The organism is Clostridium sp. Marseille-QA1073 (assembly GCF_054863625.1).
The window spans coordinates 93,963-120,451 of the sequence record NZ_JBSVQM010000013.1 but is presented as its reverse complement, the minus strand read 5'-3'; the positions used below and the strand labels follow the sequence as shown (position 1 = coordinate 120,451).

General features: G+C 28.0%; 21 protein-coding genes. 17 read left to right on the top strand and 4 right to left on the bottom strand.

Going from position 1 to position 26,489, the window contains the following annotated elements; translation table 11 throughout:
* Positions 1-414 precede the first annotated feature (414 nt).
* The 4 genes from ACY1IQ_RS12940 (at position 415) to ACY1IQ_RS12925 (ending at position 3,522) form a co-directional block, all read left to right on the top strand.
* The gene (locus ACY1IQ_RS12940) at positions 415-582 is read left to right on the top strand and encodes a hypothetical protein (RefSeq protein ID WP_461614324.1); all 168 of its coding nucleotides are present in this window, start codon (positions 415-417) and stop codon (positions 580-582) included.
* Positions 575-1,033 carry a GNAT family N-acetyltransferase gene (locus ACY1IQ_RS12935; protein WP_461614323.1) on the top strand — a complete coding sequence of 153 codons (459 nt, stop codon included), beginning with the start codon at positions 575-577 and terminating at the stop codon, positions 1,031-1,033. Before ACY1IQ_RS12940 ends, ACY1IQ_RS12935 begins: the two co-directional genes overlap by 8 nt.
* A gap of 520 nt (positions 1,034-1,553) precedes the next feature.
* A complete protein-coding gene (gene nth, locus ACY1IQ_RS12930) occupies positions 1,554-2,186 on the top strand; it encodes an endonuclease III (protein WP_461614322.1) in 633 nt (210 codons plus the stop codon).
* Between the two features lie 658 nt (positions 2,187-2,844).
* On the top strand, positions 2,845-3,522 hold the full coding sequence (locus ACY1IQ_RS12925) for a hypothetical protein (protein WP_461614321.1): 678 nt from the start codon (positions 2,845-2,847) through the stop codon (positions 3,520-3,522).
* A gap of 53 nt (positions 3,523-3,575) precedes the next feature.
* Here ACY1IQ_RS12925 and ACY1IQ_RS12920 read toward each other — a convergent pair whose 3' ends face one another.
* A complete protein-coding gene (locus ACY1IQ_RS12920) occupies positions 3,576-4,064 on the bottom strand; it encodes a thioredoxin family protein (RefSeq protein ID WP_461614320.1) in 489 nt (162 codons plus the stop codon).
* A 348-nt stretch (positions 4,065-4,412) separates the two neighbouring features.
* Here ACY1IQ_RS12920 and pepT point away from each other — a divergent pair, with 348 nt between their 5' ends.
* The 4 genes from pepT (at position 4,413) to ACY1IQ_RS12900 (ending at position 9,832) form a co-directional block, all read left to right on the top strand.
* Complete coding sequence (gene pepT, locus ACY1IQ_RS12915; protein ID WP_461614326.1) at positions 4,413-5,633, top strand: peptidase T; 1,221 nt, start codon at positions 4,413-4,415, stop codon at positions 5,631-5,633.
* Between the two features lie 357 nt (positions 5,634-5,990).
* Positions 5,991-7,172 carry a S1C family serine protease gene (locus tag ACY1IQ_RS12910; protein WP_461614319.1) on the top strand — a complete coding sequence of 394 codons (1,182 nt, stop codon included), beginning with the start codon at positions 5,991-5,993 and terminating at the stop codon, positions 7,170-7,172.
* Between the two features lie 979 nt (positions 7,173-8,151).
* Positions 8,152-9,330: a S1C family serine protease gene (locus tag ACY1IQ_RS12905; protein ID WP_461614318.1), complete on the top strand. Its 1,179-nt coding sequence runs from the start codon at positions 8,152-8,154 to the stop codon at positions 9,328-9,330.
* A gap of 376 nt (positions 9,331-9,706) precedes the next feature.
* A complete protein-coding gene (locus tag ACY1IQ_RS12900; protein WP_461614317.1) occupies positions 9,707-9,832 on the top strand; it encodes a hypothetical protein in 126 nt (41 codons plus the stop codon).
* A gap of 188 nt (positions 9,833-10,020) precedes the next feature.
* Here the strand turns inward: ACY1IQ_RS12900 and ACY1IQ_RS12895 are convergent, their stop codons facing one another.
* Complete coding sequence (locus tag ACY1IQ_RS12895) at positions 10,021-12,009, bottom strand: fructose-1,6-bisphosphatase (RefSeq protein WP_461614316.1); 1,989 nt, start codon at positions 12,007-12,009, stop codon at positions 10,021-10,023.
* Positions 12,010-12,792: 783 nt separating this feature from the next.
* On the opposite strand from ACY1IQ_RS12895, the gene ACY1IQ_RS12890 reads away from it, so the two are divergent.
* The 3 genes from ACY1IQ_RS12890 to ACY1IQ_RS12880 all read left to right on the top strand — a co-directional run bounded on the left by ACY1IQ_RS12890 (position 12,793) and on the right by ACY1IQ_RS12880 (position 14,801).
* Positions 12,793-13,170 carry a CoA-binding protein gene (locus ACY1IQ_RS12890; protein WP_461614315.1) on the top strand — a complete coding sequence of 126 codons (378 nt, stop codon included), beginning with the start codon at positions 12,793-12,795 and terminating at the stop codon, positions 13,168-13,170.
* Between the two features lie 265 nt (positions 13,171-13,435).
* Positions 13,436-14,002, top strand: a complete 567-nt coding sequence (locus ACY1IQ_RS12885; protein WP_461614314.1) for a LemA family protein — start codon at positions 13,436-13,438, stop codon at positions 14,000-14,002.
* Between the two features lie 10 nt (positions 14,003-14,012).
* Positions 14,013-14,801, top strand: a complete 789-nt coding sequence (locus ACY1IQ_RS12880; protein ID WP_461614313.1) for a TPM domain-containing protein — start codon at positions 14,013-14,015, stop codon at positions 14,799-14,801.
* Positions 14,802-15,017: 216 nt separating this feature from the next.
* Here ACY1IQ_RS12880 and ACY1IQ_RS12875 read toward each other — a convergent pair whose 3' ends face one another.
* Positions 15,018-15,548 carry a DUF4230 domain-containing protein gene (locus ACY1IQ_RS12875; protein ID WP_461614312.1) on the bottom strand — a complete coding sequence of 177 codons (531 nt, stop codon included), beginning with the start codon at positions 15,546-15,548 and terminating at the stop codon, positions 15,018-15,020.
* Positions 15,549-16,161: 613 nt separating this feature from the next.
* Positions 16,162-16,395 carry a hypothetical protein gene (locus ACY1IQ_RS12870; RefSeq protein WP_461614311.1) on the bottom strand — a complete coding sequence of 78 codons (234 nt, stop codon included), beginning with the start codon at positions 16,393-16,395 and terminating at the stop codon, positions 16,162-16,164.
* Between the two features lie 236 nt (positions 16,396-16,631).
* Between ACY1IQ_RS12870 and ACY1IQ_RS12865 the strand changes: the two genes are divergently transcribed.
* The 6 genes from ACY1IQ_RS12865 (at position 16,632) to ACY1IQ_RS12840 (ending at position 26,466) form a co-directional block, all read left to right on the top strand.
* Positions 16,632-17,258 (top strand): RusA family crossover junction endodeoxyribonuclease, encoded by a 627-nt coding sequence (locus ACY1IQ_RS12865; RefSeq protein ID WP_461614310.1) that lies wholly within the window; start codon positions 16,632-16,634, stop codon positions 17,256-17,258.
* Positions 17,259-17,346: 88 nt separating this feature from the next.
* Positions 17,347-18,369 (top strand): tRNA (adenosine(37)-N6)-threonylcarbamoyltransferase complex transferase subunit TsaD, encoded by a 1,023-nt coding sequence (gene tsaD, locus ACY1IQ_RS12860; RefSeq protein WP_461614309.1) that lies wholly within the window; start codon positions 17,347-17,349, stop codon positions 18,367-18,369.
* 400 nt (positions 18,370-18,769) lie between these two features.
* Positions 18,770-20,776 (top strand): aminopeptidase, encoded by a 2,007-nt coding sequence (locus ACY1IQ_RS12855; RefSeq protein WP_461614308.1) that lies wholly within the window; start codon positions 18,770-18,772, stop codon positions 20,774-20,776.
* A 1,388-nt stretch (positions 20,777-22,164) separates the two neighbouring features.
* The gene (locus ACY1IQ_RS12850; RefSeq protein ID WP_461614307.1) at positions 22,165-24,192 is read left to right on the top strand and encodes a urocanate hydratase; all 2,028 of its coding nucleotides are present in this window, start codon (positions 22,165-22,167) and stop codon (positions 24,190-24,192) included.
* Between the two features lie 669 nt (positions 24,193-24,861).
* Positions 24,862-25,896, top strand: coding sequence for a hypothetical protein (locus tag ACY1IQ_RS12845; protein ID WP_461614306.1), 1,035 nt, complete (start codon positions 24,862-24,864; stop codon positions 25,894-25,896).
* 210 nt (positions 25,897-26,106) lie between these two features.
* Complete coding sequence (locus tag ACY1IQ_RS12840; RefSeq protein ID WP_461614305.1) at positions 26,107-26,466, top strand: four helix bundle protein; 360 nt, start codon at positions 26,107-26,109, stop codon at positions 26,464-26,466.
* Positions 26,467-26,489: the final 23 nt, after the last annotated feature.

The window sequence follows — 26,489 nt, the reverse complement described above, 5'->3', positions numbered from 1 at the left end:
CTGGGGAACTTAATCAATGGAAAATTGAGAATGGACAATTGACAATTGCGGTGGAAATTAATTTTGTAAATTAATTTCGTTAAAAATAAATCAATTGAAAGCTTCTCATGTAAAGGAGAAGTATCAATAATTCTCCATTGTCAATCGTCAATTTTCAATTGTTGAAAGGTGCAGTATAGTTCGGAAGAAAATTAATGATTTTACACTAGTATTATGGAGATAAGCAATATAATATAAAATATAGTTTAATATTGCAGATACAGTGACATGTCATACTGCACCCCAGGGGTGAAAGGTTAATGATGAGAAATTTCCATAATTGTCTATAGTCCATTGTCAATTTTTAATTGTTTGAGTAATATTTTGTAAATTATGTTAAAATAGATATAATTATAAGTTTAAGGGGGAGCTATTATGGAAGCGTCATGGGGATTTAATCTTTTAATGGGACTTAATGTTTTTAAGGAGGCTTTAAAAGGAATTGGACTTGTTTTTCTTATAATTCTATCGTTTAAAATTATTAAAGTTCTAAATATTTATATTAATAAAAATAAAGAAGGTAAAGGTGAAAAAAATGAATAATATTGCTTATATTAATGGAGGTATAGAACTTTTAGATTCAATAAAACCGCTATGGGAGAAATTAAATAATCATCATAGGGGAAATTCTAATAATTTTTCGCATAATTACGAAAAATTTACTTTTGAACTTAGAAAAGAGAAATTTTATAATAAAGATTTAAAGGTAAATATAGATTTAGTTAAAGATTTAGATAGAAGAACATATATAGGCTATTGTATAAGTACAATAAATTTAGACTTAGTTGGTGAAGTTGATTCTCTTTACCTAGAAAGAGAATACAGAGGCCAGGGAATAGGTGAAGAATTAATGGAAAGAGCATTAATTTATCTTAATGAGAATGATTCAAAGAAAAAAATAATAGGGGTAGCTGAGGGGAATGAAGAAGTATTAAACTTTTATAAAAAATTTAAATTTTATAAAAGAACTATAATTCTTGAAGAAATCATATAGAAAAATCAAAAAGACTTACTAGAAATTTTTCTAGTAAGTCTTTTTGTTAATTGCAATTAAGGAATATTCTTAAATTTTTTATTAATAAGAATATGTTATGTCTTTGTTATATTTGGAGTTTTCTTATCGTATTCATTAATTAGTTTGCCTAATTACTAGTTTTTTATTCATATTATTGAAAAATTTTAAAAATAAATTTGTAAAATAAGATAACTAACAAAAGATAGATAAATTTTTTAATGAAATATAATATAAACTTTTCTTTATTATGTATTGTTAATTGAAAAGTTGTGTATTATAAGTTAAAGTTGATATAATATATTAAGAAATATTAGATATCTTCAAAAAATAACTAGTCAGTATATTAGTCTATTTTCAGTCATATTGCATCAGAATAATTAATTCATAGATAAACTATGGGCGAAATATGGCTACTTGTCTATCATAAAATAGACGTCGCATCTTTGACTTATTATTTTATTTTAGATGTCTTATTAAACTTAAGAAATAGGGTGATATAATGAATAAAGAGAATAGAGGAAAAGTTTTAGATATATTAAGTAAAGTTTATGGAGGGTCAAAATGTGGACTTGATTTTACTACGCCTTTTGAACTTTTAATATCAACTATTCTATCAGCACAATGTACTGATGAAAGAGTTAATATAGTTACTAAAGAATTATATAAAGAATATAATACTCCAAAAGCTATGGTTACTTTAACAGAAGAAGAACTAGGGGAAAAAATAAGAAGTTGTGGTTTTTATAAAAATAAGAGCAAAAACATTTTAGGATGCTGTAGAATGCTTTTAGAAAAGCATGGAGGAGAAGTACCTAGAACTATGGAGGAACTTATAGAGCTTCCAGGTGTGGGAAGGAAAACTGCTAATGTAGTATTATCCAATGCATTTGGAGTTCCTGCAATAGCTGTTGATACCCATGTATTTAGACTTTCAAATAGAATTGGAATTGCAAAAGGAAAGAATGTAGATGAGGTAGAGCAAAAACTCATGAAAAATATCCCTAAGGAAATGTGGAGTGATGCTCATCATTACTTAATATGGCATGGAAGAAAAATCTGCAATGCTCGTAAGCCAAAATGTGAAGAATGTCCAATAGTTCAACATTGTGAATATTTTAATGGAAAAGATTAATCAATGCACAATGCACAATTCACAATTAAGGAGGAAATTAGTTTTGATTCAACTAATTTCATTAATAGATTTTTGTAGCGGCGAACAGTGTTCGCCACTTTTTTTATATATATCAAAATCTAATACTAATATAAAAAATATTATGATGAACACTGTTCGCCGCTACGATTAGGTAATTAATATGGAATTTAATTTTTACTAGCAATACAATTGCTAGTTTTTTTGTTTTCACCCCTGGGGAACAGCGCGAAGCCCTTTAGGGTTTCCCTGAGGTGCAGTATAAATTGGAGCCAAAATTAGTGAGCCTACACCAATATTGTGGAGATAAGCAATATCATTAAACTATCATTCAATATGCAGATACAGCACCTTATCCTACTGCACCCCAGGAGTCTTATATAAAAAGCAGTTACAGATTTAGATTTTGTGACTACTTTTTATTTTGTTAAAAACCTATGATTTTATTACAGACCCCAGGGGTGAAAGGCTAATGCTGAGAAATATCTATAATTGTGAATTAAGTTAAGTTTGTCACTTTTTTTGTATATATTATAATTTAATATCAATATAAAAACATTAAAGGAATTAAGTTCATAAAATGGAATATGTTATATAGAGGCTTTATAAAATTTTGTAAATAATTAAAAGGGGGAAAGATATGTTACCTTTAAATGCAATATTTTGGGGATTTATCTTATTGTTTAATATTCCAATTAAAAGTCTGGATAAAGTAAATCTTAGTACCAGTCTTATTGGATATGTATTAATAACTTATGGTTGCTATAAGTTAAAGGATAAAAACAAGCACTTTAAAAATGCGCTAATTTCTTATAGTACTATATTGGGATTAAGTATTATAACATTGTTTATTTCATCTAAGGTATCAATTCCAGAAATGATAGAATCTAAAGAAGAAATTATTCACATGTTAAAGAGTGCTGGCCCATACATGCTAATTGAAATTATGTTAAGTATTATAATCTTATTTGGGGTGTATTCTATATGTATTGGAATTTCTAAAATGTATGAGGAGAAAGATAAGAATTTCTGGGCTTTAAAAATCAAAAAAGTATGGAAAGGTTTTAGAGATTCTATTATCGTATCTTTAATATTATCTAGTATAATATTAATATGGTCTCTAGTTGTGGCACTTTCTTCAGCATCTGGATTTAACTTTACTTTGTATAGATTATATATTTTTATTACTATACTTATATTAATAGCATTAATAGTTGTACTCATAAATTATATAAGAATAATAATAGAAATCAGATATGCTCATGGGATATTGGAGAAAGATATGGAAGTTGTAGATCAATTTGGAGAAAAGTATTAATTTATAAAATTATTTAATATTATAAAAAATCGTGACTAAAAGTCACGATTTTTTTATAGTATTATATCCAATAAATTTTTTTCAATTAAGCTATTATATTTTCCATTTCTATATTCACTATAGATTGCTTTTCTTTCTTCTTGTGATAATCCTACCATCTTTTCTTGAAGCTCCTTTGGAGTTTCTACATACGCACCTTTAGGATTCATATCTTCGTCAAAAGTTATAATAGTTGGAATGGACTTACTTCCTACTGCTTCTTCTAAGAAATCTTCAAAGCCTGTTCTTGGCATGTAATGAATTTTTAAGTTAGAATTTTCTTCACTTAATTTTTGTATAAATGGAATTGTAACTATACAATCTGGACAAAAGCCTTCAGTAAACACAGTAGCATGAATAATTTTATCTAATTTTTTAATCTCTTCCTTAGCATTTTTTGATAAGTCAGTATTATTATAAGCTTTATCTTGAATATCTCCATACTTTTCTTGCGATTTCTTTAAATAGGAATCAAAGCTTAAACCTTTTGATAAATCAATCATTTTTTAAACCTCCCTTTATGTGATAACAATATTATTATATCAAGAAAACTTGAAAATTTATACATAACAAGATTAATAATTGAGAATTGATAATGGACGATTGACAATTAATATGGAAATTATTTTAAAGCAAAATAATTTCTTTAAATAGATTTTTCAATAAAAGTGACTACGTCACTTTAAAAAGAAATAAATTTAGAATTTCTCCTATGAAAGAGAAGTATCAATAATTCTCCACTGTCAATTGTCAAATTTTCATTGTATAATCTTTCTTAATTGAGGTGAATTTAAGAAGGTGATATAATAAAATAAATATTGCAAATATTTATGAAAAAGGTAGGGATAATAATGTCAAAACTTGTAGAAAGATTTTTAAACTATGTAAAATATGATACTAAAAGTGACGAAAATTCGAATACATTGCCTAGTACAGAAGGACAATTGGTTTTGGGAAAAAGCCTTGTAGAAGAATTACAAGCGATAGGTATGACTGATGTAGCTATGGATGATAAAGGTTTTGTTACAGCAACACTACCATCAAATATAGATAAAAAAGTACCAACAATAGGTTTCTTAGCTCATATGGATACAGCGCCAGATTATTCTGGTACAAATGTTAATCCACAAATAGTTAAAAATTATGATGGTGGAGATATAAAATTAAATGAGAATACAATTTTATCAACAAAAGATTTTCCAGAAATTAAAAATTATATAGGAAAAACACTAATTACAACAGATGGTACTACTTTATTAGGTGGAGACGACAAGGCAGGTATAGCTGAAATAATGACAGCTATGGAATATCTAATAAATCATCCAGAAATAAAACATGGAACTATAAAAGTTGCTTTCACTCCAGATGAAGAAGTAGGAACAGGATGCAATAATTTTAATGTTGAAAAATTTAATGCGGACTTTGCCTATACATTAGATGGAGGAGAAATTGGAGAAGTTCAATATGAAACTTTTAATGCTGCTGGTGTTGAAGTTAAATTCCATGGTAGAAATGTTCATCCAGGTTCAGCAAAAGGTAAAATGATACATGCTAGCTTAATAGCTATGGAATATATAAATAAACTTCCTGAAAATGAAAGACCTGAAACTACAGAAGGATATGAGGGTTTTTATATGCTTGACGAAATTCATGGGGAAGTAGAAGAAGCGAAAGCATCTTTCCTAATAAGAGACTTTTATATGGATAAATTCCAAGCTAGAAAGAACTATATGAAAGAAATAGCTTCAGAACTAAATAAAAAATATGGTGAAGGAATTGTTGAAATAGATATAAGTGATACTTATTATAATATGAGAGAAAAAATTGAAGCTGAAATGCATATAGTTGAAACTGTAATAGAAGCTATGAAGCAATTAAATGTAGAACCACTTGTAATACCTGTAAGAGGAGGTACAGATGGATCAAAGCTTTCTTACATGGGATTACCAACTCCAAATATATTTACTGGTGGACATAACTTCCACGGCAAATTTGAATACATTGTAATTGAATCAATGGAAAAAGCTGTTGAAGTAATACTAAAAATTATAGAGATTTATGCAAATAAATAAAACAGTTTAGTCAATTCAGAATTGACAATGGATAATTGAAAATTAAGGAGAAATTTAATTTTAACCAAATTAATTTCTTTAAATATATTTTTTGTAGCGGCGAACATTGTTCGCCATTTTTCTTTTGTACATAAAATTCTTCATTCTTCATCATTAATTTTTAATTAATAGGTTGTGAATTAAGCTCATAATGATAAGAAATCTATCTCAAAAATTATTAAAAAAGATTAACTATATTTAATTTTATTAAAAATAAAATTTTTATAATGACACAGAATTGACATTATACAGACACAAAAAAAACATATAACTATACTAACATTTAGTTATAACATTAACGGAAGGAGATTATATATCATGAATGAGTTTAACGATTCTAACAATACAACTGGTAAAGAGGTAGAAAAAACCTACATATATGATGCGAAGTTTACAGTAGACAACCCTAAAAGACAAAAAAAGAGTAAAAAAGCTGGAAGTCTTATAGCAATAGCACTTATTTGTTCATTACTTGGAGGGGCTGTAGGAGGTACAGCTACTTATACTGTAATAAATAATATTAATAATAATAGTTCAGTTTCTAATAAAGAGACAGTTACTAATACTTCTACTACAGTAGACAATACATCACCCATGAGTATACCAGAAATTGCTAAAAAAGCTTCGCCAGCAGTTGTAGGAGTTGCTACAAAATCTATAAATCAAAATTCTCTTAGATGGCAATCTGAATTACAAGAAGGAATTGGATCAGGATTCATATTTAATGAGGAAGGATATGTATTAACTAATTATCATGTTATTGAAGGTGCTTCTGAAGTTAAAGTAATATTCTATGATGGCAAAGAAGTCACAGCTAAAGTCGTAAATTACCAAGAAGATGCAGACTTAGCTGTTGTTAAAATAACAGAAGAAGTTGAATTGCCAGGAGTATTAGAGATTGGTAATTCAGATGAATTAGAAGTTGGAGAACAGGTTGTAGCTATAGGAAATCCGTTAGGAAAAGAATTTTCTGGTTCTGTAACAACAGGTATTATAAGTGCTTTAAATAGAGAAATACAATTTGATGGTGGTAAAACATTAAAATTAATACAAACTGATACTGCTATTAATCCAGGAAATAGTGGAGGTCCATTGCTAAATTCTAAGGGACAAGTAATTGGTATAAATACTGCTAAAATAGGCCAAGAGGGAGTTGAAGGTTTAGGATTTTCAATACCAATAAATGAAGCATCTAATAAACTTGATAACTTATTAAAACCAATATTAAAGTTAGGTATCACTGCTTTAAATCTTAATGAAGAAACAGCAAAAGCTAATAATTTACCTGTTGGAATTTATATAGAAAATGTACAAAGTTTAAGTGTAGCTCAAAAAGGTGGACTTCAACCAGGAGATGTAATAGTTAAATTTGACGGTAAAAAGGTAAGTACAGTTGAAGAGCTAAATAAGATTAAAGAATCTCACAATGAAGGGGACGTAGTATCCGTAGAACTTATGAGAAACGGAAAAACAATGAAAGTTAATTTAACATTAGAATAGATTAGACATATAAAATAATTAGTCAAAGATGCTAAAAACCAATTAATTTACGCAATTAGTTAACCTTAGATAATTAATATCTATCCCCCTTTTTTAATATTAAAATATTAAAAAACCGAAACACAAGCAATACCCACAACAAGATAGCCTCCTTGTTGTGGGTATTGTTTTTTGCTTAATCGGTACACAACTTAGAATAATTTACAATCTAAAATTCACTATTTTTTCACCTCTAGGGAACTTAATTAATGGAGAATTGAGAATGGAAAATTGATAATTATAGTTGAAATTAATTTTGTAAATTAATTTCTTTACATAGATTTTTAATAAAACAATTTAAGATTTTTCCATAAAGGAGAAGTATCAATAAGTACCCATTGTCAATAGTCAATTCTCAATTGTATAAGGGTTCCACTGAGGTACAGTATAGTTTGGAGCAATACACGATAAATTTAACTAATTTTATGGAGGATTTATGATAATTAAAAATTAAGTATAAAGAATGAAGAATTATGGTTAAAATTATTTTTGAACCAAATAATTTTTTTAACACATTATTGTAGCGGCGAACATTGTTCGCCACTTTAAGTAGAACTTTTTATTAGCAATATAGCTGTCATCTTTTACAAAAAGTTACTATGTAATTTCAAAAATTCAATTTTCAATTTCTCAATTTTTGCTGAGAAATGTCTATGATTGTCCATTGACAATTTTCCATTATCCATTGTAGAAGGGGGAGGTTTACACAAATTCTTATTCTTCGTTATTAATTAATAGAGTATTATCTTTAATTAACATAGAGATAATACTAATAAAATAATGTTTTGAATAACATTTTCACATACAATATAGGGGGAAAGATTTTATAAAATTTTAAAGTTTTTTATAATGACATTGAAATGTCATTGTAAAGACACAAAATTGACATATAACTATACTAATATTTAGTTACAGGGTTGAGATAAGGAGGTTAAATACTATGAGTGAGTTTAATAATTCTAATGACTCAAATAATGAAGTGGAAAAAACCTATATATATGATACTAGTTTTACAGTAGAGAAACCTGTAAAACAAAAAAAGAATAGAAAATTTGGTGCTTATATAGCTATAGCTCTTATTTGCTCACTCTTAGGTGGAGCAGTAGGAGGTACTATAACTTACAGCATAATAAATAATAGCAATAATAAAAATATATCTTCTAAACCACAAACAAATAATGATACCTCTGCACCATTGACTAATACAGCTTCAATGAACATACCGGAGATTGCTAAGAAAGTTTCTCCAGCAGTTGTAGGGGTTGCTACTAAAACTGTAAGTTCGAACTTCTTTGGATGGCAATTTGAACCTCAAGAAGGAATTGGTTCGGGATTTATATTTAACGAAAATGGAACTGTTTTAACTAACTATCACGTTATTAAAGGGGCTTCAGAAGTTAAAGTAATATTCCATAATGGTAAAGAAGTTTCTGCTAAAGTTGTAAATTATCAAGAAGATGCAGATTTGGCAGTTCTTAAAATAACAGAAAAAGTAGAAATGCCAGGAGTATTAGAGTTTGGTGATTCAGATGCACTAGAAGTTGGAGAGCAGGTTGTAGCTATAGGAAATCCATTAGGAAAGGAATTCTCTGGTTCAGTAACAACAGGTATTATAAGTGCCTTAAACAGAGAAATGAAGTTTGAAGATGGTAAAACATTAAAGCTAATACAAACTGATACTGCTATCAACCCAGGTAATAGTGGTGGACCACTAATTAATTCTAAAGGTCAAGTAATTGGAATAAATACTGCTAAAATAGGTAAGCAGGGAGTAGAAGGTTTAGGATTCTCAATTCCAATAAATGAAGTACTTGATAAACTTGATAATTTAACAAAACCAGTACTAAAGTTAGGAATTTCCTGTATAAATCTTAATGAAGAATTAGCAAAGGCTAATAAGTTACCTGTTGGAATTTATATAGAAAAGGTAGAAAGCCTAAGTGTAGCTCAAAAAGGTGGGCTTCAACCAGGAGATGTAATAGTCAAATTTGCTAATAAAAAGGTAAGTACAGTTCAAGAAATAAATAAAATTAAAGACTCTTACAAAGAAGGGGATGTAGTACCTGTAGAATTTGTAAGAGATGGAAAGACAATGACAGCTAACTTAAAATTAGAATAGATTAGGCATCTAAAATAATTAGTAAAGATGCCAAAAACCAATTAATTTACGCAATTAGTTAACCTTAGATAATTAATTGACGCTAGTTGATAAATTATCTTTAGGTAATTAATATCTATCCCCTTTTTAATATTAAAATATTAAAAAACCGAAACACAAGCAATGTCCACAACAAGATAGCCTCCTTGTTGTGGGTATTGTTTTTTTTGCTTAATCAACGCGCAACTTAGAATAATTCACAATCTAAGGAGGAATTTAGTATTAGCTGAACTAATTTCTTTAATAGATTCTGTAGCGGCGAACATTGTTCGCCATTTTTTTCACCTCTGGGGAACAGTAGTGAAGCCCTTTAGGGTTCCCTTGAGGTGCAGTATGGTTGGAACAATACGTGATAATTTTACTAGTACTATGGAGAATCTATAAGAATGAAGAGTTAAGTATGAAGAATGAAAAATTAGATAACAATACAATTGATATTTTATTAGAAAAAGTTACTGTGTAACTTTAGGATAAATCAATTAAAAACTTCTCCTATAAGCAAGAAGTATCCATAAATTTTTCATTCTTCATTATTAATTTTTAAGATGTGAATTGTGAATTGAATTAAATAAAGTAAAGTTTTCATATAAAAAAATAGGGGTCAGCTTTCACCTTCCCCTTTTGGATTGTTAAGAATTTTTAAATATATATTTATTTAAGCTCCTTAATAAGACCTTTTCTATAAGCCATAAGGAGTTTTTCTAAATCATTAATTTGAGTTATTAACTCTTTTCCTATGTCTGTATCTCTTATTTTTTGCCTTGATTTTGTAGTTTCAAGTATTATAGAGGAAGATAATATATCTTTTCCTTCTTCTATTGCTTTTTGTGTAGATTCAAATGGTTCATGTGATACAAGCTGTAATCCATAGGAGTTATAAATTAGTGTATATCCTGCAAGTCCCGTTTCAGGCTGATATGCCTTTGAAAAGCCTCCATCTATAACTAGCAATTTACCATTAGCTTTTATAGGACTTTCTCCCTTAACAGCTTTAACAGGAACGTGTCCATTTATAATATGAGAACTAGTTGGATCTAATCCAAACTCTTCTAATATCTTATTACAAATTTCTTCTTTATCTCTAAATCCAAAATAAGGATCCTTACATTCTTTATGAGTTGTTTTATCATTAATAAAATATCTTTCAAATGTTGCCATTTTATTTTTCCCAAATAGAGGAGAATCTTCTCCACACCATAAATACCATAAATAATCTATGGCATATAGGTCTGTTTCTGAATTGCCTTTATTAAAATAACCTTCTCTTGCAATTCTATCAGCTATATCTAAATAAGCTTTACCACTATATTGTCTTCCAGCAACTTTACTTTTTCTAAATTTACCATTTTCATCTAGTGGAATGCAAGCATGATATAAAAGATTTGAGTTATAAGTTAAATATAGACTTCCTTTAGAAAATAAATATCTAGTGTGTCTTTGAAGCTTTTCACTACTTAAAAATGAAGATTTTAATCTAGAAACTAATTCTTTTTCCTCATCATTAAGTTTATATGGATTTTTAGGATCGATGGTAGGAAAGTTTATATCGTTAAGCTCATATTCTTTATCATCTACCATTACCGTACCTTTTTCAAAATTAATTTTATCTAAAAGTAATCTATTTTTCATATTAAAGCTTGGTCTTCTTTGGATTATTTCTCCTTCAAGCTTAAATTGAATTATGGAAATTGCTTTATGCATTTGAGACATAAGCTTTAAATCTTTTTCTTTATAATTCCCAGCAGTATCTTTTGGTTTAAAAGATTTACAAGGGTCATCTTTATAAGTGTTCATAGCAAAGGTAGCTAGTGGCAATAAATTAATGCCATAACCTTCTTCTAATGTCTCTAAATTAGCATATCTTGTAGAAATACGGATAACATTGGCAATGCAACTTTCACAGCCAGCAGCAGCTCCCATCCATAATATGTCATGATTGCCCCATTGAATGTCTATATTATCATATTTCATTAAACTTTCCATTATGATATGAGCTCCAGGGCCTCGATCATAAATATCTCCAACTATGTGAAGTCTATCAACTATAAGTTTCTGGATAACATGAGAAATAGCAATAATAAATTCCTTTGCTCTTCCAATTCTTATAATTGTATCTAATATACCATTAAAATAATCTTGTTTATTTGGTCTGATTTGCTGTTCATGTAATAGTTCTTCAATAATATATGCAAAATCAGGTGGTAAAGCTTTTCTGACTTTAGATCTAGTATATTTAGAAGAAACCAATTTACATATCTCTATAAGATGATATAGATTTATTCTATACCAATCATCAAGTTCCTTTTCTTCTTGCATTACAAGCTCAAGCTTTTGTTCAGGGTAATATATTAATGTACATAACTCCTTTTTTTCGCTCTCTCTTAGAGTATTTCCAAAAATATCATTAACTTTTCTTTTAATTACTCCTGAAGCATTTTTTAAAACATGATTAAAAGCTTCATATTCACCATGAATATCTGTAAGAAAGTGCTCCGTTCCTTTTGGTAAGTTCAATATAGCTTGAAGATTTATAATTTCCGTACAAGCATCTGAAATTGTAGGGAACTTGTGAGATAAAAGTTTAAGATATCTTAAATCATCCTCAATTATATCAACACTTATTTCATTTAATGGCAACATTTTAAATCTCCTTTTCTATTGCTTAACTTAATTAATTAACCAGCGAGAGAAAACAACTTAATCAATGCATAATGCACAATTCACAATGCAAAATTAAGGTAGAAATTAATTCTTTACGAATTAATTTCTTAAATAAACTTTTTACTAGCAATTTTATTGCTAGTTTTTTATAAGAAGTTACTGCGTAACTTCAAAAAATTAATTCTAAATTTCTCAGCTATTGCTGAGAAATATCCAAAATTGCGAATTTTGCATTGTGAACTGTGAATTATATAAGACTGTTCTCCAACGGTTCTATCTCCATTAAATAATGTGTTACACTATATACACAATAATATAGCACTTATTTTATATATTATATTATATAACAAAGATTGGATTAGTGCTAACACAAAAATATTAGATTTTTATACATTATTTACAAAAATCTTTAATAGGTATAATATAATATAAATATATTGTGATATTTTAGAATAATGGTTAAATTTTATATCGCTAGAGCTAATAATTTTATAAATTGTTAGATGTTTTTGTAATAAGATGATGATTATTTTAAAATATAAACATTATATATGAGTTTACTGGAGATAATAATTTAATAAATATTAATTAAGGTATTGATAAATAGCTATTCAATATGATATGTATTTTCTTTTAATTTGATTTAGTGTAATTTGCTTATATATCATTATTAGTGTAAATTATTCTGTATTCAACAGAAAATATTCTTATTATATTTAACTAGTTATTTTATTACAAATACCTAAGGAGGAGAGATGTATTATGAATAAAATGCTTGAGATAAAAAAGTGGGCTGTTTTAGGTGCAACAGATGATCAAAGTAAATTTGGATACAAAATATTAAAAAGGTTAGGAGAAAAAGGTTATACAGTATATGGTATAAACCCTAAATATGATGAAATTGAAGGAATAAAAATAGCTTCTTCTGTAGAACAATTACCAGAAAAGGTGGAAGGTATAAGTGTAATTGTAAATCCTAAAATTGCATTAAATTCTCTAGAAACTATAAAAGAACATGGAATAAACAACCTTTGGTTCCAACCAGGTTCCTATAATGATGAAGTAATAAATAAAGCAAAGGAATTAGGATTCAACATAGAAAATAATCAATGTTTATTTGTTGAACTTGGAAAACTGTAAAACAATGCAGAATTTATAATTCACAACTTAATCAATGGAAAATGGGCAATTGACGATTGACAATTAAGGATGAAATTATTTTTAAATAAAATAATTTCTTTTAAATAGATTTTTTGATTAGCAATGTTATTGCTAATCTTTCATAAAAAGTTACTCTGTAGCTTCAAAAAACAATTAATTTTGAATTTCTCAGCTTTTGCTGAGAAATATCCACAATTGTCCATTGTCAATCGTCCATTGTCAATTGTTAAAGGAGGTTTTTAAAATGGGAAAAACTTTAAGAACAGTATTAATAGTAGTTGTTGTATTTGTTATTATGTTATTTCCAGTAGTGGGAACATATAATAAACTTGTTTCATTAGATCAGCAGGTAAAAACTGCTGAAGCAAATATCGATGCTCAGCTTCAAAGAAGATCAGATTTAATACCAAATTTGGTATCTACCGTTCAGGGTTATGCATCACAAGAAAAAGAAATTTTTACATCAATTGCAGAATCTAGAGCAAAATTATCTGGTGCTCAAACAGTAGAAGAAAGAGCGAATGCAGATGCAGAGCTTTCAAGTGCATTATCAAGACTTTTAGTAGTTGTAGAAAGGTATCCAGAATTAAAATCAAATCAAAACTTTAAGGATTTAACTATTGCCTTAGAAGGAACAGAAAATAGAATAGCAATTGGAAGAGAAGATTATAATAGAATTGTATCTGAGTATAATAGTAAAAGAAGAAAATTTCCAACTAATATTGTAGCTTCTATGTTTGGATTTGATGAAAAACCATTCTATAAAGCAGCTGAAGGTGCTAAAGAAGTTCCAAAAGTTGAGTTTAAGTAAGTGATAATCTATGAGAAGGCTAATTAAAAATAATAAGTTAAAAACTTTAATTTTAAGCTTTTTTTTATTAATTACTTTTATACTTCCTAAAGCTGCGTCGGCAATAGATTTTCCTAAAGTTACAGAATATGAATATATAAATGACTATGTAGGAATAACTGATAAAAGCACTAAAGCACAGTTTATAGCAATAGGAGGGGAAGTTGAAAGGAAAACTTCTGCAGAAATGACCACTGTAATAATAAAATCTTTAGAGGATTATCCTATTGAAGATTATGCTAATAAGCTTTTTAGAGCTTGGGGAGTAGGTAAGAAAGATAAAGACAATGGGCTTTTAATACTTGTAGCAGTAGAAGATAGAAAATGGAGAGTTGAAGTAGGGAGAGGTCTTGAAGGAGCTATACCAGACATATACTCAAATCAAGTGATGGAAGAGGTTGCAAAACCTAGATTTCAAAATGGAGAATATAGTTTAGGGCTCTTAGAAGCATATAGTACATTTGCTGATGCTATTGCCAAAGAATATAATGTAACCTTAGAAAAAAATTTGAAAGTTTCTCGTCCTCAAGAAAGTGGAAACTCTATTTTAGGAAATATAGGTATAGGTTTTATAATATTCTTAATAATAATAGATGTTATATTTAATAGAGGAAGAATATGTAGAATGTTATTCTTTAGTGGGATTGGACGAAGAGGCGGAAGAGGTGGCTCTGGTGGTTTCGGAGGTGGATCCTCAGGAGGTGGTGGCGGCTTCGGTGGAGGCTCATCCGGTGGAGGAGGTTCATCTGGAAGCTGGTAGTTAGACAATTGAGAATTGAAAATGGACAATTGACAATTAAAGATGAAATTAGTTTTAATCAAACTAATTTCTTTAATAAATTTCTAAACTAGCAATTACATTGCTAGTTTTTTTTATAAAAAGTTACTGTGTAACTTAAAAAACAATCAATTTTAAATTTCTCAGCAATTGCTGAGAAATATCCTCCATTCTCCATTGTCAATTGTCAATTCTCAATTATTTAAACTCCACTATTACCTCATAATTAAGTTCTTCAAAGAAATTTTTTAAGAATTCTTCAGTGGTGGCATTTGCTTCATTTAAAAAACCACTTTTAATTAGTTCTTCTTCTCTTTCTTTTTTAGATTTTAAAATTTCTTCGAATACATCATTGCTTTGAATTGGATTAAATATAGAAGTTCTTTCATCCAGTATTGATATATCGTCCTCGTTTATAATATGGTCCAATATAATCGAATTAGGTAAGGTGATAATTAGTTTATTACCTTTTAGCGTTATCTCTGATTTATCTAAAATTACCCCAGCCTTTATATAACCATCATATTTCAAAATAAGAGATTTTTCAGTAAAAGGAATTACTAAATCATTAAATTTAAAACTATCTTTTAGTGATATTATATGAGAATAATTATATTTAACAGTAATAAGTTCTTTAACATCTATTAATTGATGGTATATCATTTCTTTTTTTACTTCTCTATTATTTTTTATAGATAAATTAATAGAAAAAATTATAACTAAAATCAAAAGAAAAATAGCAACTAATGATATTAATTTAGTTTTTAAAGAAATATTTTTTAATCTAATAAAATCACCACCTTTTAGTTATTTATATGTATAATTAATTTGGTAAATAACTATTGAATTATTAATAAATTATTTTTAGTAATCGTAAGTTTTGAACTGGGCACTGTGAATTTAATTCACCTCAAGGAACAATCTAATTAATGGAGAATGGACAATTGATAATTGAAAATTTAGGTTGAAATTAGTTTTGATAAAACTAATTTCTTTAATTGATTTTTTTCTAGCAATACAATTGCTAGCTTTTTTCACTCTGGGGAACAGTAGTGAAGCCCTTTAGGGTTCCCATGAGGTGCAGTATAGCTTTGAACAGTGTCTAATAAATTTAACTAATACTATGGAGAAACTACAATTACTAGTTTTTTATAAAAAGTTACTGTGTAACTTCAAAAAAGAAATCAGTTTAAAACTTCTCTTTATAGAAGAGAAGTATCCACGATTGTCCATTGTCAATCGTCAATTTTCAATTGCATAACTTTGTTAATTAAAAAAGGATACCTGAAGTATTCAGATATCCTTTTGGTTAAGTAACATTAATTATTTTTATAAAAAGTCTCTAAGTATTTTTTTTATTTTTAGTTTCAGGTTCAACAATAGCTCCTTTTTCTTCTAACTTACAAGTTATAACCTGAACTACATATATAACTCCAAAATAAATAGCACCAGCTATAAAGATTTCATGTATTGCTTCATTTCTTCTATAAGAATCAATAAGAAGGAGAAATCCTATAAATACTATAGTATTAATAAGAGTTACTGAAAGACTTTTTGTATATTTGTTTTTTGCCATAATGTGCCCCCTGATTGCTTAAATACCTATTATTAGGTTATGTTATTTAAATATATATTATATATTAAGCCCAATATTAATTCAAATTCAAGTTATTTTAATGTTAAATAGGTCATGAAAATGTTAAATTTTATGAAGTAAATTATGTGCAAACATATGTTTTGTGTTATAATTTTAGAATTAGGAAAACAATTATTTATAATTTAGTAATGTTAATTGATCGAAAAGGAGTATTTATGAGTAAGAATTATGCAAAAGTTATAGTAAAAGGTTCACCCATTTCTAAATCTAATTTTAAGCTTTTTAATATAAATGGTAGAGCTATACTTCCTTATAGATCAGGAAAATATCATGATAGATATGCACTTTATGAGGAAGAAATAGCTTATGAATGTAGAATACAAAATCCTAATATAGTACTTAGCGAATCATTAATCGCAATTTTAAAAGTTTATTATAAATCTCGAAAGCGTCATCCTGATACAAATAATATAACTAAAAGTATTTTTGATGGTGTAGAGAAAAGTGGACTTATTATAAATGATGCTCAAGTTAGAAGAATTATAATAGAAGAATTTTATGACGAAAAAAATCCTCGTTTTGAGCTTGAATTATTTGGAGAAAGTATCTATAAAATGAATTATTCCATAGAGAAATTAGATAATCCTCAAGAACCTATAGAATATTCGCCGCCTTCAAATAAAAAAAATCAGATAGGTAACAATAATTTAAAAGAAAAGAAAGAAAATAATAATACTCTACTTTGTGAAATTTGTGGGAAGGGCATTTCAAGAGAAAATGCTATATCTGCAAACAAAGGCAAAACTCTTTTATGTAAAGCATGCTTTAAAAAGTTGTTCTAGAAAAATTGATTACAAACATAATGAAAGTGTATAATAGTAAGGATTAATAACTTTTTTAATCAAACAAAGTAAAAAAGTAGGTGACATTATGAAGAAGGATTTTAAAATACTTGCCATAGAGTCAAGTTGTGATGAAACTTCTGCAGCGGTAGTGGTTAATGGAAGAGAGGTATTATCTAATATAATATCTTCTCAGATAGATATACATCAAAAATTTGGAGGAGTAGTTCCAGAGGTAGCTTCAAGAAAACATATAGAAGCCATAAGTGCAGTGGTTCAAGAAGCATTAGATGAAGCTAATTTAACTTTTCAAGATATAAGTGCAATAGGAGTAACTTATGGACCAGGATTAGTTGGGGCATTATTAGTTGGACTTCAATATGCTAAATCTTTAGCTTATTCCTTAAACATACCGTTAATTGGAGTAAATCATATAGAAGGACATATAAGCGCAAATTTTATAGAATATAAAGAGTTAGAACCGCCTTTTGTAACTCTTGTAGTATCAGGTGGACATACTTTTGTAGTACATATGAAAGACTATGGAGATTTTGAAGTAATGGGAGAAACTAGAGATGATGCAGCAGGGGAAGCCTTTGATAAAGTTGCTCGTGCTTTAGGACTTGGATATCCTGGAGGACCTAAAATTGATAAAATTGCCAAGGAAGGAAATGAAAATGCAATAAAGTTTCCTAGAGCAAACTTCCATGAAGAAAGCTTAGACTTTTCTTTTAGTGGAATAAAATCGTCAGTTTTAAACTATTTAAACAAAATGAAAATGAAAAATGAAGAAATAAACGTAGCTGATACTGCTGCATCTTTTCAAAAGGCAGTAGTAGATGTACTTGTAGATAATGCTATAAAAGCTTGCAAAATAAAAAAAGTAGACAAAATTGCTATAGCTGGAGGGGTTGCAGCTAACTCTGCTTTAAGAGAAGCCATGATAAAAGCTGGAGAGCAAAATGATATAAAAGTATTGTTCCCTCCAATGGTGTTATGTACCGACAACGCAGCTATGATAGGAAGCGCAGCATATTTTGAATACTTAAATGGAAGAACCTCAGACTTAACCTTAAATGCCATACCAAATTTAAAACTTGGAGAAAGATAGTTAGGCAATTAAGAATTGTCAATTCTCAATTCTCAATTGTTGAAGGGTGCAGTACAGTTCGGAATAATACCCAAAATTTAAGCTAATATTAGTGGAGATAAGCAATATAATTTAGATATTAATTAATATAAATATTGCAGTATATTACACTGCACCTCAGGGATGGAGGATAATTTTGTAGCGGCGAACATTGTTCGCCATTTTTTATGCATATCATAATGTAATAGTTATGGCAAACACTATTCATCGCTACAGTTAATCAATTTTAAATTTCTCAGTTTTCACTGAGAAATATCCACAATTGTCCATAATTGTGAACTATGCATTGTGAATTGATTTATACGTTGTCTATTTTCTCAATATATGGTAGTATTTTATACAATAAAAGGGGGGACGCACTATGAATCTTTGCGATTTTAATGAGGTAGATTATAAAAACTCTGTAGCTATAATAAAATCTATAGCTGCAAAAGAAAAATGTTGTTGTGATATTAGTAAGTTTTGCTTATTTTTAAGAGAAATAGCAGCATTTATATCTAATCTTTGTGATTTGGAAGAAAAATTAAATGATGAGTATTTCAAATCTAAAAGCTTTGAAGAATTACTTGAAGAAAATCATAAACTTTACGAGCCTATAAGAGGTGAAAATTACAAGACAAGCTATTGTAATCCAAGCTATGCTGTTGAGGTTTTTGGGGAAGAATTAGGTAAAATAGCCTCAATGTTAGCTAATAAATACAGAGAATATATAAAATATGCTTTTTTGCATAAAAAAGCTAGAATTAATGCTTACAACAAATTATTTTTAGATTTATATAATTATGTTATAAATCATGAAGTCAATGCAGAACAAATAAAAAATCTTATTTTTGAATTTGAAAAATCAGTTGTAGAATTTGAAGCTAAAGAAAGATTATCAGATTTATTTATAAACACAAGTTCTTATGTAAAAACTATAGTTGAAAATGAAGATTTATCAGATTTAAGATATCTATTTAAATATGGTGAATATATAAGTGACAATGAAATAAAAACTGCTAAATTTTTAAATGATTATGACAAGATAGATACAATAGCAAATACAGTATGTGAAGCTTATATTAGTGGATTTAAAAGGGATAATAAAGATTACACTAAAAAATCTACAGCTTTACTTATAGTTTATGTAGGACAAGAACAAATAACTAGAGCTCTTATTAAAAAGCTTAAAGTATATGGACTGGATTCAATTTTACCAAAGGCAACTACTACAGATGCTAATAAGCAATTAACTTACGACCATAGGTTTGATATTGGATTATTCTTTAATAAAGAATATGCTGATTTAAAAATAGAAGCTTCTAAGAAAAAACTAGAAGAATTTAAAGAAGATCTTGCAAAATATTCAGGAATATTAGTTTTTGAAAGTTTTGGAGAAATACCTTTCGCGCCAGAAAGTAAAAAAGAAGCTTTAAAATTGAGTGAAGAACAATCAGAGTTATTCCAAGAATGTAATAATAATATCAGAAGAGAACAAGATAAGTATCTTCCGGAGTCAGAGACAAGTTTTACAATTATAGCTTTCCCAACTCCTGAAATAGGAGAAAAATTTGAGGAAATCTTTGAAGATACATTAGAAATAAACATGTTAGAGAGTAAGAAGTATGAAGTAATTCAACAAAAAATTATAGATGTATTAGATAAGGGTGAATTTGTTCATGTAAAAGGAAAAGGTACAAATAAAACAGATATAATGGTTAAAATGCATGAGCTTAAAAATCCAGAAAAAGAAACTAACTTTGAAAATTGTGTTGCTGATGTTAATATTCCAGTAGGAGAGGTATTTACGTCTCCAGTATTAAAAGATACTAACGGAATACTTCATGTTGAAGAAGTTTATTTAGATGATTTAAAATACAATAATCTTGAACTAAAATTTAAGGATGGATTTATTGAGGAATACAATTGTACTAATTTTGAAGAGGAAGAAGAAAATAAAAAATATATTCAAGAAAATTTATTATTCCCAAATAAAACTCTTCCATTAGGGGAATTTGCTATAGGCACTAATACACTTGCCTATGTTATAGCACAAAAGTATGGAATAGTTAATTTACTTCCAATACTAATAGTTGAAAAAATGGGACCTCACTTTGCAGTAGGTGATACTTGTTTCTCATATTGCGAGGATTTACCTGTTTATAATCCGGACAATAAAGAAATTATTGCCCGTGATAATGAAAAATCTATATTAAGAAAAACAAATCCAAAGGAAGCATATACAGGTTGTCATACAGATATAACCCTTCCGTATGATGGACTAGAGTTTATCTCGGTAATAACAAAAGATGGAGAGAAAATAGATATAATTAGAGATGGAAGATTTGTAGTTGAAGGAACAGAAGAATTAAATAAAGTTTTTAAATAGAGAAACAACTTAATCAATGGAAAATTGACAATTGACAATTGAAGTAGAAATTAGTTTTGATCAAACTAATTTCTTTAATAGATTTTTGTAATGGCGAACATTGTTCGCTATTTTTTATAAATATCATAATGTAATAGTTATGGCGAACACTATTCGCCGCTACAGTTAGGTAATTAACAAGAAAATTAATTTTCACTAGCGATATAATTGCTAGTTTTTTCACCTCTGGGGAACAGTAGTGAAACCCTTTAGGGTTCCCCTGAGGTGCAGTATAGTTCAGAACAATACCCAAAATTTAAGCTAACATTAGTTAAGAGAATCAATATAATACAAATACTAACTAATATAAATATTGTGTTATATTATACTGCACATCAGTGATAGAAGATAATTTTGTAGCGGCGAACATTGTTCGCCATTTTTTATATATATTACAATATAATGGTTATGGCGAATACTGTTCGCTACTGTGGTTTAGGTAATTAACATAAAAATTAATTTTTACTAGCAATATAATTATTAATTCTTTATAAAAAAGTTACTGTGTAACTTCAAAAAAATAATCAATTTTAAATTTCTCAGTTTCTACTGAGAAATATCTGCAATTCTCCATTTTCAATCGTCAATTCTCAATTGCATAAGTCACTTTAACGCGTTAATGTAATAAAGTAAAAATAATGAATTTATGTATCAAAAAGATATAATGTACTAATTTGTGAAAAAAGTTAGTATTTTTGGAAGGATTTTTTGAGTTTATAAAGAATATAGAGTAATGTGTAGTTTAATATTTCTTTGTAATGCATTATTTTATTATTTTATCAATTAAGATAATGTCATAGACAATTGATAATGATATGCAAATGATATTAAAAACATAATAATTTGAAAAAATAATTATGTAAAGTAAAATCATAATATCAAATTTAAAAGTTCTCAATTATTTTTGAGAATTATATGCAGTTGACAATTAAGAAAGATAATTTTGTACAATTAAGAATTCATAATGGGGTAAAGACAATTCTTTAAAGTTTAGTTAATTTATATATTGTAAATTGTATTTTGGAAATTAATTTTTAATATATTAATTTCTTATTATAAAAGTAATTTTTAAGTAATTTATAGAAATTATACACAATTGATGATTGAGAGAAATAACTTTGTACAATTAAAAACTTGTAATAAGGTACTTGAAAAAATAAGCAGCCACTATATTAGCTTATTTTACATCATATTATGTTGTCAGATATTACTATGAGTATAAACTGATAATTTGTTCGATATAAAATAAACTAATATCTTTGACTTGTTGTTTTCTTTCAGATACCTGTAAAAGGTAATTTTAGAGATAGAATTATTTTAAATTGTAAATTGTATTTGGGGGTGGCTATATGTTAAATAATTTAGATATTGAAAAAGCTATGATTATTAAATTAGAAGATGAACTACCTAATATGCCAAAATTTCAAGACGATATTAGAAGAGCTCCGGATAGAGGCTTTACATTAACAAAAGCTCAAGCAGAACTTGCGCTTAAAAATGCACTAAGATACATACCAGAAAAGTATCATGCAGAGCTAGCTCCAGAGTTTATGGAAGAATTATTAACAAGAGGAAGAATTTATGGTTACCGTTTCAGACCAGAGGGAAGAATTTATGGTAAATCTATAGATGAATATAAAGGAAATTGTATGGAAGGTAAAGCCTTCCAAGTAATGATAGATAATAACCTAGATTTTGATGTAGCATTATATCCTTATGAGCTTGTTACTTATGGGGAGACAGGACAAGTATGTCAAAACTGGATGCAATATAGACTTATAATGAAATACTTAGAAAATATTACTGATGAACAAACTTTAGTTGTTGAATCAGGACATCCATTAGGACTATTTAGAAGTTCTAAGAAGGCTCCAAGAGTTATAACTACTAATGGGCTTATGATAGGTATGTTTGATAATCCAGAAGATTTTCATACAGCTACCCAATTAGGGGTTGCCAACTATGGTCAAATGACTGCAGGAGGATGGATGTATATAGGACCTCAAGGTATAGTACATGGAACCTTCAATACTATATTAAATGCAGGAAGGTCAAAACTTGGAGTTCCTCAAGATGGAGATTTAAGAGGAAAAATATTTGTAACATCAGGACTTGGAGGAATGAGTGGTGCACAGCCTAAGGCTATAGAAATAGCTAATGGTGTTGGAATAGTTGCAGAAGTTGATTATTCAAGAATAAAAACAAGATTAGACCAAGGCTGGGTATCAATGGCTTCAGATAATCTTGATGAAATATTTAAAGTAGCTTTAGAAAAAGTTAAAAACGAAGAAGCAATTTCAATTGCTTATCATGGAAATGTTGTTGATTTACTACAATATATTGTAGATAAAAATATTAAAATAGATTTATTATCAGATCAAACCTCATGCCATGCTCCTTATGAAGGTGGATATGCACCTATGGGCATAAGTTTTGAGGAAAGAACTAGACTTTTAAAAGAAGATAGAAAGAAATTTAAAGAATTAGTAGATAAAACCCTGCTTAAACATTATGAACTGATTAAGATATTGGATTCTAGAGGAGTATATTTCTTTGATTATGGTAACGCCTTTATGAAAGCAGTATATGATGCAGGAGCAAAAGATATTGCTAAAAATGGTGTAGATGAGAAAGATGGTTTTATATTCCCATCTTATGTAGAAGATATAATGGGACCTATGTTATTTGATTATGGCTATGGACCATTTAGATGGGTTTGTTTAAGTAGAAATCATGAAGATTTAATAAAAACTGATAAAGCAGCTATGGAATGTATTGATCCAAATAGAAGAGGACAAGATAGAGATAACTACATCTGGATTAAAGATGCAGAGAAAAATAAGCTAGTAGTTGGAACAGAAGCTAGAATACTATATCAAGATGCACAAGGAAGAATAGATATAGCATTAAAGTTCAACGACATGGTAAGAAAAGGTGAAGTTGGACCAATAATGTTAGGTCGTGACCATCACGATGTAAGTGGAACAGACTCTCCATTTAGAGAAACTTCTAATATAAAAGATGGAAGTAATATTATGGCTGATATGGCTGTTCAATGCTTTGCAGGAAATGCGGCAAGGGGCATGAGTCTTATAGCACTTCACAATGGTGGAGGAGTAGGAACAAGCAAATCGATAAATGGTGGATTTGGTCTTGTGCTTGATGGTAGTGAAAGAGTAGACGATATAATTAAATCTTCTATGGCATGGGATGTTATGGGAGGAGTTGCTAGAAGAGCTTGGGCAAGAAACCCTCACTCAATAGAAACTTCTATAGAATACAATCAAAAACATTCATCAACAGATCATATTACATTACCATATATAACTGATGAAAACCTAATTTCATCAGTGGTAGAAAAAGCTTTAAATAAATAAGCATTTAATTTTAAATAGGGAATAGAATATAAAGATGAAACTATTTTTAATTTTTAATTGATAACACTTGAACTTAAATATAAATTAAAGGGATACCTAAAGTAATTTAGGTGTTCTTTTTTTATATGCATAAAAAAGTTAGTCAATTAAATTCCACCTTTGGGGAACAGTTTAATCAATGGAGAATTGAGAATGGACAATGCATAATTATGGTTGAAATTAATTTGATAAATTAATTTCTTTAAATAGATTTTTTAATAAAAGTGACTGCGTCACTTTTAAAAGAAATGAATTCAAAACTTCTCTTGCAAAAGAGAAGTATAAATAATTGTCCATTGTCAATAGTCAATTTTCAATTCTCAATTGTTTAAGGGTTCAGCATAGTTTGAAGCAACATTAATAAACTTAGCTAATACTATAGAAAAAATTATAGTTGCTAGTTCTTTATAGGGAGTTACTATGTAACTTAAAAAAGAATCGATTTTAAATTTCTCAGTTTTTGCTGAGAAATGTCCATAATTGTCAATTGTCAACTTTCAATTCTCAATTGTATAACTTTTATTATTAAAATTACCTTAAATAAAACCTTTCTGTATTGATACACGTATATATTAAGGAGTATAATTATTCTCGTGATGTAGGAAAAGTATGAGTAAGGGAGTAGAGGAAATGCTAGTTAAGAAAGGAAGTAAAAGTAAGAAGTTTGTTAATTTATTATTGCTTTTTGTCGTGTTAGCTTCCTGCTTATTATATGGTTGTGATAAGAAAGATGATAACAAGGTTAAATTGACAGAAAAAGCACATCTAAAAGCTGTTTTTGAAAGAAACAACAATATATACATTTATGATGAAAAGAAAGAAGAAATAAAAGTAGTAGGAGATCCAAGTAAAAGAAAAGAATTACTTGTTCTAAGTCCTAATCATAAAAACATAGCCTATAAATTTCAACAAGATCAAAATACGATAAATAATTCACAAATTGTGATTCAAAATATAAAAAAAGAAAAAATAGATGTTATAGATATAGAGGATGAAGATTTAAAAAACATAACAGAGATTAAATGGTTAGATGATGAACATATATTAGTTACAGCTCATATAAATCCATCTGTATTATCTTATGGAATATATGATATAAATTCTAAAAAGCAAGTGAATTCTGTTAAAGGCATTTTAATGGGAATATATAATGATGGTCAAGAACTATTATATAGTAAAACTAAAAGAAATGATCCTAGCCATAAATCTAATTTATATATAAATGATAAGTTAATATATGAGATGGAAAACAATGAAGAACAAATACAAGATGCTGTAATTTCAAAAGACTATAGTAAAATAGTATTTAAAACATTTTCCTTAAATTTAGAGACTGGTGAGGTAAAAGATTGTATATATAGTGCAAATTTTAACAAAGACTATAAAATCTCTAATATCGAAAGAACAGAATTACCTCCAACTGTATTTGGTAACTTAAAATTAGATGAAGAAAATAACCTATATATAATAAATCATGAAACTGCCTATAAAGTTCAAGGAACCTTCTTCACAGAAACAGAATACAAAGAAGAAGGATTAGAAAAGCCAACGGAAGAAAAGCTAACAAAATTCAAACAAATACTAGCTAAAACCTTCCCAAAAGAATTCATAACAGACTACCTGCAACTAGATGAACTGCAGATATATAATATACAATGGTTTTAGCAATGGAGAATTGACGATGGACAATTGACAATTAAGGAGGAAATTAATTCTTAACGAATTAATTTCTTTAACTGATTTTTTTACTAGCAATATAATTGCTAGTTTTTTTCATAAATTATCCATTATCAATTTTTAATTCTCAATTGTATAATGTATAGTATTTCCTATTTATGTTAATTATCTATATAAATTAAATTTAGGAGGTTTACTGTGAGAACTAATTTAATAGAGGAAAAATCCTTTAGATTTTCTATCTTAGTTATAAATTTGTATAGATATTTAAGTGAGGAGAAAAAAGAGTTTATTTTATCAAAGCAATTATTAAAATCAGGTACAAGTATAGGTGCAAATATAAAAGAAGCATTAGAAGCACAAAGTAAAAAAGACTTTTTATCAAAAATGAACTTATCTCTTAAAGAAGCAAGAGAATCAGAATATTGGCTGGAACTATTAATAGAAACAAAATATTTAGAAACAGAAGAAGCAAGGCATCTATTAACGGAATGTAATGAAATATGTAGAATCCTTAACTCTATAGTAAAAACAACAAAAGAAAATTTAGCCAATTAAGGACTTAGTCAATGGAAAATTGA